Genomic DNA, 11,943 nt, shown 5'->3' with positions numbered 1-11,943 from the left:
GCGCCGAGTTCAGGCGCGCTCGGCGAGGACCAGGAAGCGGTCCGGTTCGTCGGTGTAGGACAGCGGGTGCCAGCCGGCGGCGGTGAGCAGCGGGAAGAGGTTCTCGCGGGCCCGCAGGTCGTCCGGGGTGACGGCGCGGCCGTGGCGGGCGGCGAGGGCGGCGCGGCCGACGGGGTGGTAGAGGGCGAGCCGGCCGCCCGGGCGGGTGACCCGGGCGAGTTCGCGCAGGCCGGTCGCCGGGCCGGGCAGGTGGGAGATCAGGCCGGCGCCGAAGACCAGGTCGGCCACGGCGTCGGGGAGCGGGAGCCGGGTGCAGTCGGCCTGCAGCAGCGCGGCGTCGGCGCGGTGCGCGGCGGCCTGCGCCAGCATCTCCGGCGTGAGGTCGACGCCGAGGACGGTGCCCGACGGTCCGACGGCGGCGCGCAGCAGCGGCAGCGCGCGTCCGGTGCCGCAGCCCGCGTCGATGACGAACTGGCCGTCCGCCAGGCCGGTTTCGGCGATCGCGGCGGCGTAGCGCGGACTGTCGTCCGGGAACTTGCTGTCCCAGCGGGCGGCGCGCTCGGCGAAGAACGCGCGGGTGTCGGCGAGTTCGCGGGCGTGGGACCGGCGCTGGGGCTGGTCGCGGGCGTCCGGCTGCGGAGTCTCCATGGCGGCAGGGTACTTGGGTGGTGGCCGTGACTTCGGCGTGGTCGTGCTCGTTGACATGGCGGGTGCGGAAAGTGGTGCGTGCTCACTCGAACGGGTGATCAGTGGGCCCTGGGCGCTGTTCGACGGAGCCTCAGAGGTAAAGTTAGGCTTACCTAACCATCCAAGGGAGCTTCGCTGTGACCCTCACCGTCGGCACCCCCGCCGTGCCCGCCGGCGACGCGATCCTGCGCCGCCAGCGCATCCGCGAGTCGGCCGCCCGCACCTACGCCCGGTCCTTCCCGATCGTCCCGGTGTGCGCGAACGGCATGACCGTGGAGGGCGCCGACGGCCGCCGCTACCTGGACTGCCTCTCCGGCGCGGGCACCCTCGCCCTCGGTCACAACCACCCCGTGGTGCTCGAAGCGATCCGCCGCACGCTGGACAGCGGCGCCCCGCTCCACCTGCTCGACCTTGCCACCGCCGAGAAGGACGACTTCACCACCGCGCTGTTCGAGAGCCTCCCCGAGAAGTTCGCCGCCAAGGCCCGGATCCACTTCTGCGGCCCCGCCGGCACCGACGCCGTCGAGGCCGCCCTCAAGCTGATGCAGACCGCCACCGGCCGCCGCGGCGCGCTCGCCTTCACCGGCGCCTACCACGGCATGACCGCCGGCGCCCTCGCCGTCACCGGCAACACCGCCGTCAAATCCCCACTGCCCAGCGCCGGTGAGGTCACCCGGCTGCCCTACCCGTACGCCTACCGCTGCCCGTTCGGCATCGGCGGCGAGCGCGGCGCCCAGCTGGCCTCGGCCTACACCGAACGGCTGCTCGACGACCCGTCGGGCGGCGTGCTCCCGGCCGCCGCGATGATCCTCGAACCCGTCCAGGGCGAGGGCGGCGTCGTCCCCGCCCCCGACGGCTGGCTGCGCGAGATGCGCCGGATCACCGCCGAACGCGGCATCCCGCTGATCGTCGACGAGGTGCAGACGGGCGTCGGCCGCACCGGACGGATGTGGGCGGTCGAGCACAGCGGCATCGAGCCGGACGCGATGGTGCTGTCGAAGGCGATCGGCGGCAGCCTCCCGCTCGCGGTCGTCGTCTACCGCGAGGAGTACGACAGTTGGCGGCCCGGCGCGCACACCGGCACCTTCCGCGGCAACACCCTCGCGATGGCGGCCGGCGCCGCGACACTCCGGTACGTCGCCGCGAACGGGCTGGTCGCCCGCGCCGAGACGGTCGGCGCCCGGATCGCCGCCCGTCTCGACGGCGCCCGTGACCGCCTCCCGGTGATCGGTGACGTGCGCGGCCGCGGCCTGATGCTCGGCGTCGAACTCGTCGACCCCGCAGGGGAGTCGGACAGCTGTGGCGCCCGCCCCGCGAACCCCGGCCTCGCCGTCCGGGTGCGCGAAGCCTGCCTCGCCCGCGGCCTGATCGTCGAACTCGGCGGCCGCCACGACGCCGTCCTGCGGCTGCTCCCGCCGCTCACTATCACCGACGAGCAGGCCGACGCCGTCCTCGAACGGCTCTGCGAGGCCATCGAGTTCGCGATGCGGGAGCCTGCGGGGGCCGTGCATGGGTAGGTGATTGATCGTCAATGTGTTCCTGGTCGAACGGTTGAAAGTGGAAGAGAAGAAGTGAGTGGGTTAACCGAACTCTCCGGCGGTGTGGCCGGGCCCGAGGCGCTGCGGCCGCTGCTCGCACAGGTGTTGGCGGCGCTCACCGCAGGGGCGGTGCGGCGGGGCGGGCCGGTGGTGGCGGGCGAGCCGATGGCGGTCGGGGAGGTGGTGCGGGAGGCCCTGGCCCGGGCCCACGGACCAGGCGCGCTCGGGCAGTTGGTGGAACTGCTGGCACACGGCGCGGCCGACCCGGCGGACCCGGCGTGCGCAGCGCACCTGCACTGCCCGCCGCTGGCCGTCGCGGTGGCCGCCGACCTCGCGGTGAGCGCCCTCAACCCGTCCCAGGACTCCTGGGACCAGGCGCCCGCCGCCACCACGCTGGAGAGCGAACTCCTCGCCGAACTAGCCCAGTTGGTCGGCTTCCGGCCCGACCGCGCGGCCGGCGTGCTGACCACCGGCGGCACCGAGTCCAACCTGATGGGCCTGATGCTGGCCCGCGACCAACGCCTCGGCCCCGACGTCGAGTTGAACGGCATCCCGCGCGGCGTCCGGCCCCGGATCCTGGCCTCCGAAGTCGCCCACTTCTCCGTCCAGCGCGCCGCCGCACTGCTCGGACTCGGCGAACGCGCCGTCCGCGCCATCCCCGTCGACCGCCAACTCCGCATGGAACCCGACGCGTTGGCCGACGCGTTCGCCGAAGCCGGCTGGGAGGGCGCCACCCCGATCGCCGTGGTCGCCACCGCCGGCACCACCGACACCGGAGCCATCGACCCCCTGCACGACATCGCCGACCTCGCCGCCCGGCACGGCACCTGGCTGCACGTGGACGCCGCGTACGGCGGCGGCGCACTGTTCTCCGACCGGCTCGCCCCGCTGCTCGACGGCATCGACCGCGCCGACTCGGTCTCCCTCGACTGGCACAAACTCGGCTGGCAACCCGCCGCCGCCGGCGTCTTCCTGGTCCGCGACGCCCGCACCTACGCCTCACTCGCCCGCCGCGCCGTCTACCTCAACCCCGCCGACGACGAGGACGCCGGCTACCCCAGCCTGCTCGGCCAGTCGCTGCGCACCACCCGCCGGCCCGACGCCTTCAAACTCGCCGTCACCCTCCGGACGCTGGGCCGCGACGGGCTCGGCGCACTGGTCGACCGCTGCCACGACCTGGCCCTGCGGGCAGCCGAACTCGTCCGCGCCAACCCCGAGTTGGAGCTGCACTGCGACCCGATCCTGACCACCGTGGTGTTCCGGTACGCGGCCGCCGACAGCGACCACGTCAACGCGGAACTGCGCCGCCACCTGCTGCGCACCGGCCGGGCCGTCGTCGGCCGCACCGAACTCCCGGGCACCGGCCCCGGCCGGGTACGGCTGAAACTGACCCTGCTCAACCCGCACACCACCGAACGGGAGCTCGATTCGCTGCTGGCGGCCGTGGTCGACAGCGGACGGGCGGTGCAGAAGCGGTAGGGCGGGTCAGAAACCCTTCAGCAGGATCTCCCGGAGCGACTCCCACTGCTCCGGATCCGCCGCCACCAGCAGGCCGTTGGTACCACCGGGCGGCTCGGGCAGGTACGGGGAGCCGTCGAAACGGGCGGAGCGGCCGCCGGCCTCGGTGATCAGCAGCGAACCGGGGGCGTGGTCCCAGGGGAGGGTGCGCCAGTACAGGAGGAAGTCACGCTCACCGGTGGCGACCAGCGGATACTCGATGCCGGCGGCTCTGCGCCCGGGATCGAGCGGGCCGAGCGCGCGGGCGTTGTCGAGCAGGCGGTGGCTGGTGGGCGGAGCGAAGTAGCGCGTCTTCAGGATGCCCGTCCACGCCTCCGGCGCGGCGGTTACCTTCTCCCGCACCAGCCGCTCCCCGTTCCGCCAGGCCCCCGCGCCGAGTTCGGCGGTGTACGCGGTGCCGGAGCAGGGCTGCCAGATCCAGGACGCGACGGCCTGTCCGCTCCGCACCAGCGAGGCCATCACCGCGAACGCGGGCTCCCCGGCGACGAAGTTCTTGGTCCCGTCCACCGGATCCACCAGCCACACGGCCGGCTCGTCCAACAACGCCCGGGCCAGCGCCGGATCGGCCGCCACGGCCTCCTCCCCGACCACCGGGACGGGCAGCAGCTCACGCAAACGCCGAGTGATGATCCGCTCGGCGTCCCGGTCCGCGACAGTGACGAGATCGCCTGGAGCCTTCTCCATCACCTCACCCTCGGCCAGCGCCCGGAACCGAGGCTCCACCGCCTCCGCCGACGCCTCCACGAGGATCTCGGTGACCTTCTCCATCAACACGCCGCGCTCCCTTCACCGCCCTCCACTCTCCCATGCCCGGGTGTGACGGGTGATGCGCAGGTGGCTGGTGTGACAGTAGAGGTGCCTGGCGGCGGGCGGGGTGGGGGTGGTGGTTGGGTGTTCCGGGGTGTGGCGGGTGGTGTGCGGGCGGCTGGTGTGGCAGCAGAGGTGCCTGGCGGCGGGCGGGGTGGGGGTGGTGGTTGGGTGTTCCGGGGTGTGGCGGGTGGTGTGCGGGTATCGGAGACCTCGCCGCCGTCACCGAGGTCATCGCCGCCTACCGGCACCGCCTCGCCCTGCGCACCAGCCCCGAGGCCATGGCCGCACTCACCGCGCCGATCGGCGGCCAGCAGTGGACTCCGGCCGCCGACGCGTTCGCGCGACTGCGTGCCGTCGGCGGCGACCGGTGACGGAGCAGCCCGAACAGCGGCCGGCCCCGTTGCACGTTTTCCTCTCCGACACCGCCGCGCAGACCCTCGGCCGACTGCGCCCCGGCGAGCTGGATGTGGTTGAGAAGTTGATCGAGCGCCTGGCGGTTCACCCCCGGCTCGGCATTCCGGTGCCCGGCGGAACCGACCCCGAGGTCGACGACTACACCGCCCGCACCGACCCGGCCGCCGAACCGGTGACCGCATCAGCGTCGTCTACCGCGTGCACGATTCGATGCGCGCCGTGTTCGTGACCTGGATCATCGCCGGGCCCTGACCCGCGCAGGCCTGCGGCGCCGGGGGCGGGGCCTTGGTGGCCGGGTGGGTGGGGTCAGGTTTCGTTCAGGCGGTCGTATTCGGCGCGGACGCGGCGGTCCATGGCGAGGGCGAACTGGGCGTCGTTGACGGCTCGGGCCAGGGGGCGGATGCGGTGGATGCGTTCGGTGAGGCGGGTGGCTTCGGCGGGGGTGAGGTCCTGGACATGGGTGAGGGCGCCGAGGAGGCGGTCGCGGATCAGGGTGACGAAGGTGTCGGCCATCGCGTCGGCGTATTCGCTGGCGTGGCGGCTGACCTCCAGGACGGCGGCCAGCGGGACGCCCTCGTCGACCAGGGCGACGGTGGCGTCCATCAGACGGCGGGAGATGTGGGTGATGCCGTCGGGGTCGACGGTGATGAAGCCCTGGGCGAGGGATTCGGCGGTGTTCGCCTCGGTCAGCTGGTCGCCGAACGCGGCGCGCAGCTCGTCCCAGCCCAGGTGGACGGGGGTCTCGTCGGACCAGGGGGCGACCAGCGCGGCCTGAAGGCCGATCAGTTCGGCGACGTCTCGGCCGTCCTCGCCGGCGCCGATCAGTTCGGCGATGCCGCCGAGCGCGTGGCCGCGGTCGAGGAGTTCGGCGATCAGGCGGAGCCGGGCCAGGTGGTGGGGGCCGTACCAGGCGATCCGGCCGGCCTTGCGGGGCGGGGGGAGCAGGCGGCGTTCGCGGTAGAAGCGGACGGTGCGCACGCTGATGCCGGCCGCCTCGGCGAGGTCGGCGATGCGGTACTCGCGCGGGGGTTCGCGATCCTGCTGGGTCTCCGCCACGCCGGTCAGCATAGGGCCGGGCCGGGAGGGGCGGATAGCCGCGCAATCGTCCGCGTCGGCGCTATTCCACTCGGTGTCAACAAGGGCTACTCTGCCAAACGCGCCAGTGATTACTGGCAGCATCCAGGGCTCCATCCCCTCAGCACACAGCGGCAGTTCAGCACCGCACCCCACCGCACCGCACCCCACCGCACCCACCGCACCGCACCGCACCCGGCCCGTGCCGTCCCCCACCCTTGCCAGGAGGACCCGCCCATGGCACCCCGCACCAAGAAGCCGCCCGTCCCCGACCCCGCCGAGCCCCAGCCCGTGCCGCACGTGCGGGTCGCCGTCGTCGGCTCCGGCTTCGGCGGCCTCGGCGCCGGCGTCCGGCTGCGCCGCGCCGGGATCACCGACTTCGTGATCCTGGAACGCGCGGACTCGGTCGGCGGCACCTGGCGCGACAACTCGTACCCGGGCTGCGCCTGCGACGTGCCCTCCCACCTGTACTCGTTCTCGTTCGCGCCGAACCCGGAGTGGCCCCGGGTGTTCTCCGGGCAGCCCGACATCCGCGCCTACCTGGAGAAGGTCGCCGACACCTTCGGCCTGCGTCCGCACCTGCGGTTCGGCGCCGAGGTGACCGAACTGCGCTGGGAGGAGGACCGTACCCGGTGGCGGGTCACCACCCGGGCCGGCAGCTGGACCGCCGACGCCGTGGTCTCCGCCGCCGGCCCGCTGGCCGACCCGCAGATCCCGGACCTGCCCGGCCTGGACAGCTTCCCCGGCAAGGTCTTCCACTCCTCCCGCTGGGACCACGACTACGACCTGGCGGGCAAGCGCGTCGCCGTGGTCGGCACCGGCGCGTCCGCCGCGCAGATCATCCCGTCCATCCAGCCCACCGTCCGCAGCCTGACGGTCTTCCAGCGCACCCCCGCCTGGGTTCTGCCGCGCGCCGACCGCGAAGTGACGGGCGTGGAGAAGTGGTTGCACAGCAAGCTCCCGCCCAGCGGACTTCTGCGCCGGTCCGCCCTGTTCGTGATTCGCGAGCTCCAGGTGGACGCCTTCGTGCGCCGCCCCCAACTGCTCAAGGTCGTCCAGCGGGTGGCGCTGCACCACATGCACAAGGCGGTCGCGGACCCGGCGCTGCGCGCCAAGCTCACGCCGGACTACCGGATCGGCTGCAAGCGCATCCTGCTCAGCAACACCTACTATCCGGCGCTCGCCGCCCACAACACCGAGGTGGTCGCCTCCGGCCTGCGCGAGCTCCGCGGCAGCACACTGGTCGCCGCCGACGGAACCGAACACGAGGTCGACGCGGTGGTGTTCGGCACCGGATTCCACGTCACCGACCTGCCGATCGCGGAGCGGGTGTACGGCATCGGAGGCATGCCGCTGGCCGAAGCGTGGAAGGACGGTATGGAGGCGCTGCGCGGCTCCACCGTGCGGGGCTTCCCGAACCTGTTCTTCCTGATCGGCCCGAACACCGGGCTGGGCAACAACTCGATGATCCTGATGATCGAGTCCCAACTCAACTACCTGATCGACGCGCTGACCACGCTGGACTCCCTCGGCGCCACCGCCATGCAGCCCACCGAACGGGCCCAGCGGCAGTGGAACCTGGAACTCCAGCACCGGATGAGCCGCACCGTGTGGACCACCGGCGGGTGCCGCAGCTGGTACCTCGAGGAGGACGGCAAGAACACCGTCCTGTGGCCGGCCTCCACCAGCGCCTTCCGCCGTGCCACCCGGCACGTCGACCTCGCCGAGTACGAACTCCTCAAGCGCACCGCCCCGTTGGGCGACGCGCTCGACACCGAGGCGGTGCCCGTATGAGCCCCCGTATCCCTGCCGACTGCGTGCTGCCCGACCCGGCGGCCGTCCACACCGTCCGCTCCGCCGACGGCGCCGAACTCAACGTCGAGGAGTACGGACCCGAGGGCGCGCCCCTGCTGGTGCTCGCCCACGGCTGGACGTGCGCCACCACGTTCTGGGCGCCCGTGATCAACCGGCTGGTCAGCGACTTCCGGGTCATCGCCTACGACCAGCGCGGCCACGGCCGCAGCCCCGCGCCGGCCGGCGCCGCCGGGTACGGCACCGGCAAGCTCGCCGACGACCTCGAAGCGGTGCTGACCGCGACCGTCCCCGCCGGGCGGCGCGCGGTGGTGGCCGGCCACAGCATGGGCGGTATGACCATCATGGCGGCCGGCGGACGCCCCGAGGTGGCCGCCCGCACCGCCGCCAACGTGCTGGTCAACACCGGCGCCGGCGAACTCGTCGACGAGCAGACGGTGTTGCCGCTCTTCGTGCGCGGACGGGCGCTGCGGCGCCTGCTGAGCCGGCCGGTGCTCCAGTCCCGGCTGTCGCTCGGGCCGATCAACGGCATCAGCCGGGCCGTCCTCAAGTACGCCACCATGGGCCCCGCCACGCCCCCCGACCGGGTCGAGGCCTGCGCGCAGGTGGTGCACGCCTGCCCGCCCAAGGTGCGCCACCACTGGTCGATCGTGCTGGACGTGCTGGATGTGCACGCCGAACTGGCCCGGATCACCGCGCCCACCGCCGTCATCACCAGCAGCAACGACAAGCTGACCCCGCCGGTCCACTCGCGCCGGATCGCCGCCGCCCTGGCCGACCCGCGCGGCCTGCTGGAGCTGGACGGCGCCGGCCACATGAGCCCGCTGGAGCGGCCCGCCGAGGTCGCCGACGAGATCCGCCGGGTCGCCGCGCTGGTCGCCGACGAGCTGTTGGCGGGCGTCGTTGCGTTCGCCGGTGCCGAAAGCACGACCGATGCCGCGGGTGCCGCCGCCTCGGACCACCCGTCCCCGACCGTCACCGTGGAGAAGACCGCATGACCCCGCCGCTGTCCTCGCAGGTCGTCGTCATCACCGGAGCCGCCCGCGGCCTGGGCGCGCTGATGGCCCGCAAGCTCGCCGACCGGGGCGCCAAGGTCGCGCTGGTCGGCCTGGAGCCCGCCGAGCTCAAGGCCGTCGCCGCCCAGTGCGGCGAGCACGCCTCCGCCTGGGAGGCCGACGTCACCGACCTGGACGCGCTGACCGAGGTGGCGAACCGGATCAAGGACCGGTACGGACGGATCGACACCGTCGTCGCCAACGCCGGCATAGCACTCGGCGGGCCCACGCAGGACAGCGACCACCGGGCCTGGAGCCGGGTGATCGAGGTCAACCTGCTCGGCTCCGTCGCCACCGCCCGGGCCTTCCTGCCCGCGCTGGTCGAGAGCCGCGGCTACCTGCTGCAGATCGCCTCGCTCGCCGCGCTCACCCCCGCCCCGCTGATGTCCGCCTACTGCGCCTCCAAGGCCGGCGTCGAGTCCTTCGCCCACGCGCTGCGCGCCGAGGTCGCCTACCAGGGCGTCAAGGTCGGTGTCGGCTACCTGAGTTGGACCGACACCGACATGGTGCGCGGCGCCGACCAGGACGAGGTGCTGCGGCAGATGCGCGCCAAGCTGCCCTGGCCGGCCAACAAGACGTACCCGATCGGCCCGGCCGTGGACCGGCTGGTGGCCGGCATCGGCCGCCGCTCCGCGCACGTCTACGCGCAGGCGTGGCTGCGGGGCATGCAGCCGGTGCGCTGGATGATGCCGACCCTGATCGCCGCCGTCGGCTCCCGCGACGTCGCCCGGCTCGCGCCGCAGCTGAAGGCCACCGCCGGCACCCGGCTGCGCCCGGTCGGCGCGGGGGGACAGGCCGACCAGGACGCCCGGGCCGAGTGACGATCACCGAATGACGGGCGGACGACCGGCGTTGGAGAGAGGCCGATCGTCCGCCCGTCATGTTCAGACAGTCACACCGGGCGTGGTCAGGTGCCGTGCACCGACAGCTCGTACAGCGAGTACCCCCACTGGGTGGCCCGCGCCGTGCCGTGGAAGCGCACGTACCGGGCCGCCGTCGGCGCGAACGCGGCGGTGTCCAGCCCGCCGTCGCCCGCCGTGGTCGACCAGACGGTGCGCCAGGTGCTGCCGTCCGTGGACACCTCGATCCGGTAGCCGGTGGCGTAGGCGCGCTCCCAGTCCAGCGTCACCCGGTCCACGGTGTGCACCGCGCCGAGGTCCACGCTCAGCCACTGGTCGTCGCTCCAGTCGCTGGCCCAGCGGGTCGAGTGGTCGCCGTCCAGCGCCCGGCCGGGCTGGTAGGAGGTGAACGGGTTCCACTCCGCGGAGCTCGCCGTGGCACTCGCCGTGCCGGTCGCCAACTCCCGCCCGGCGGAGTGGTGTTCGGTGGCGCGCCAGGTGGTCAGGTAGGACTGCGCGCCCTTCATCAGGTCGTTCACCACCCCCTGTCCGCCACTGAGCCGGATCTGCTCGATCCAGTCCGGCAGCAGACCGGCGTGCGCCACGCCGTCGGTGTTGATGTCCCAGGTCCGGGAGCCCGTCACCTGGCGGTCCAGCACCGAGCCGCCGTCCGCGCTGCGGAACGGGTACGTCACCGCGTTGGGCGCGCCCGTACCGACCGGGCCCGGCCAGCCGCCGACACCGTTCAGGTCACTGCCGTAGCCGTAACCGACCCCGTAGGTGTCGCGCAGCGCCTTGGTGCGGTTCGCCTCGGCCACGAAGCCGTTCGCGTCGTGCGGGTACTGGGCGGCGAACCCGCCCAGCTTGTACAGGCGTTCGGTCCAGCCGAGGTCCATCCAGCTGTGGCTGGAGAGCACCCCTGGGTAGGACTGCGACTCCAGGATCTCCAGCGAGCTCTTCGCCGCCTTGACGCTCATGTGGTCGAGCTCCAGCATCATGTGGCGCTTCATCATGCCGTGCACCGCGTAGTCGCCGAGCTCGGTCAGCCCGCGGGTGTTGCACTGCGCGGACGCCGAGTACGTGGGCAGGTTCACCCCGGCCGGCAGCATCCCCTGGGCCTGCGCGGTGGGCAGCCCGATCGGATTGTCCTGCTGCGGGCCGGTGCACTGCTCGGTGGTCCAGAACGTGCCGGTCGACAGGAACTGCCCGGCGTTCACGGCCACCCCGGTGGTGCCCTCGTCGAACCGCACCCCGCACAGGGCGTTGTCGAACTTGTGGCACAGGAACATGCTGCGCACCCCGAGCGCGTACAGCTCGTCCAGCCCGCGGTCGATCGCGGCCCGGTCACACTGCGGCACGTCCAGGATCTGCTTGCAGCCGAACGGCTCCGAGGTCTCCACCCCGAGCACCACCGCCAGCTTGCCCTGCTCGATCACGGACCGGGCCTGGTCGGAGTCGGTGACGATGCGGAACCAGCCCTTGCCGGGCCCGCCGTACATCGTGTCGATGTACGCCTGGAGTTCGTACGACTTACGCGCCTCGGTGCGGATGGCGTCCATCTCGTCGCAGCCGCGGTCCTTGTACGGGTAGATCGAGCACAGCAGCCCGTTGGTCACCAGGTCGTTGACCAGCACCCGCTCGCCGCCGCGCCAGGCCCGCTCGACCCAGGCGTAGTAGTCCTGCTGGTGGCTGAGCGAATTGTGGGCCGGCCAGTCGGCGAAGGTCGGCCAGCCGACCGGGTCGTGGTGGCCGTTCGCGCCGCCCGTGACGTTCTCGAACAGGGCGAGCGAACCGTCCGGATAGTGCTCCGGGCAGTCCTTCAGGGCGTCCGCGACCCCCTGCGGGGAGAACGCGGCACCGCAGATCACCCGGCCGCCGAACCCCTCGGCGGACATCAGGTGGTTGTGCGCGTCGACGAAGCCGCGGACGCTGCCGTCGGCGGCCGTGCCGCGGAATGGCTCGCCCGTGACGTTGATCTGCGAGTCCGGCGCGGGCCGGGCGGTGGGATTCCACCACCCGTCGGCGGCACGGGCGTTGGAGCCCGGCACGGCACCACTGGCGAGTACGGCCGCGAGCAGGAGCAGCGGCAGCAGACGGGCGAGGACGTTCCTGGTGCGATGGTTCCCGATCATGGTCACCTCGGGTCGGGGAGGCGGCGGTCGTGAGACGGCGCGGGTTTTTCCCGAGAATCGCGAG

11 protein-coding genes are annotated in these 11,943 nt (G+C 73.0%); 7 read left to right on the top strand and 4 right to left on the bottom strand.

The features are described from left to right. Nucleotides 1-9 precede the first annotated feature (9 nt). Entirely contained in the window at nt 10-648 is a 639-nt protein-coding gene (locus tag ACFYS8_RS02925) for a class I SAM-dependent methyltransferase (protein ID WP_387634845.1), read from the bottom strand. 176 nt (nt 649-824) lie between these two features. On the opposite strand from ACFYS8_RS02925, the gene ACFYS8_RS02920 reads away from it, so the two are divergent. Together ACFYS8_RS02920 and ACFYS8_RS02915 are read left to right on the top strand one after the other, a co-directional pair. Further along, nucleotides 825-2,204 carry a diaminobutyrate--2-oxoglutarate transaminase family protein gene (locus ACFYS8_RS02920; protein ID WP_387634843.1) on the top strand — a complete coding sequence of 460 codons (1,380 nt, stop codon included), beginning with the start codon at nt 825-827 and terminating at the stop codon, nt 2,202-2,204. 54 nt (nt 2,205-2,258) lie between these two features. Further along, nucleotides 2,259-3,704 (top strand): pyridoxal phosphate-dependent decarboxylase family protein, encoded by a 1,446-nt coding sequence (locus ACFYS8_RS02915; RefSeq protein ID WP_387634840.1) that lies wholly within the window; start codon nt 2,259-2,261, stop codon nt 3,702-3,704. A gap of 6 nt (nt 3,705-3,710) precedes the next feature. Here ACFYS8_RS02915 and ACFYS8_RS02910 read toward each other — a convergent pair whose 3' ends face one another. Continuing rightward, nucleotides 3,711-4,511, bottom strand: a complete 801-nt coding sequence (locus tag ACFYS8_RS02910; RefSeq protein WP_387636814.1) for an inositol monophosphatase family protein — start codon at nt 4,509-4,511, stop codon at nt 3,711-3,713. 206 nt (nt 4,512-4,717) lie between these two features. On the opposite strand from ACFYS8_RS02910, the gene ACFYS8_RS02905 reads away from it, so the two are divergent. Together ACFYS8_RS02905 and ACFYS8_RS02900 are read left to right on the top strand one after the other, a co-directional pair. After that, nucleotides 4,718-4,924: a hypothetical protein gene (locus ACFYS8_RS02905; RefSeq protein WP_387634837.1), complete on the top strand. Its 207-nt coding sequence runs from the start codon at nt 4,718-4,720 to the stop codon at nt 4,922-4,924. Continuing rightward, on the top strand, nt 4,921-5,196 hold the full coding sequence (locus tag ACFYS8_RS02900; protein WP_387634834.1) for a hypothetical protein: 276 nt from the start codon (nt 4,921-4,923) through the stop codon (nt 5,194-5,196). The genes ACFYS8_RS02905 and ACFYS8_RS02900 overlap by 4 nt, the downstream gene beginning before the upstream one ends. Nucleotides 5,197-5,273: 77 nt before the next feature. Here the strand turns inward: ACFYS8_RS02900 and ACFYS8_RS02895 are convergent, their stop codons facing one another. After that, nucleotides 5,274-6,023 (bottom strand): MerR family transcriptional regulator, encoded by a 750-nt coding sequence (locus ACFYS8_RS02895; protein WP_387634832.1) that lies wholly within the window; start codon nt 6,021-6,023, stop codon nt 5,274-5,276. A gap of 255 nt (nt 6,024-6,278) precedes the next feature. On the opposite strand from ACFYS8_RS02895, the gene ACFYS8_RS02890 reads away from it, so the two are divergent. Genes ACFYS8_RS02890 through ACFYS8_RS02880 form a run of 3 tightly spaced genes read left to right on the top strand, consistent with a single transcriptional unit; the run spans nt 6,279 to nt 9,729 of the window. Next, entirely contained in the window at nt 6,279-7,835 is a 1,557-nt protein-coding gene (locus ACFYS8_RS02890) for a flavin-containing monooxygenase (protein ID WP_387634829.1), read from the top strand. Then, nucleotides 7,832-8,851, top strand: a complete 1,020-nt coding sequence (locus ACFYS8_RS02885) for an alpha/beta fold hydrolase (RefSeq protein ID WP_387634826.1) — start codon at nt 7,832-7,834, stop codon at nt 8,849-8,851. The genes ACFYS8_RS02890 and ACFYS8_RS02885 overlap by 4 nt, the downstream gene beginning before the upstream one ends. Beyond that, a complete protein-coding gene (locus tag ACFYS8_RS02880) occupies nt 8,848-9,729 on the top strand; it encodes an SDR family oxidoreductase (protein ID WP_387634823.1) in 882 nt (293 codons plus the stop codon). The genes ACFYS8_RS02885 and ACFYS8_RS02880 overlap by 4 nt, the downstream gene beginning before the upstream one ends. Before the next feature lie 86 nt (nt 9,730-9,815). Here the strand turns inward: ACFYS8_RS02880 and ACFYS8_RS02875 are convergent, their stop codons facing one another. Further along, nucleotides 9,816-11,879, bottom strand: a complete 2,064-nt coding sequence (locus tag ACFYS8_RS02875) for a discoidin domain-containing protein (protein WP_387634820.1) — start codon at nt 11,877-11,879, stop codon at nt 9,816-9,818. Nucleotides 11,880-11,943: the final 64 nt, after the last annotated feature.

It is taken from the genome of Kitasatospora sp. NPDC004615 (assembly GCF_042873545.1).
In the GTDB taxonomy this organism is placed as follows: Bacteria; Actinomycetota; Actinomycetes; order Streptomycetales; family Streptomycetaceae; genus Kitasatospora.
The sequence above is the reverse complement of the archived record's forward strand: the minus strand, read 5'-3'. Positions and strand labels throughout refer to the sequence as shown.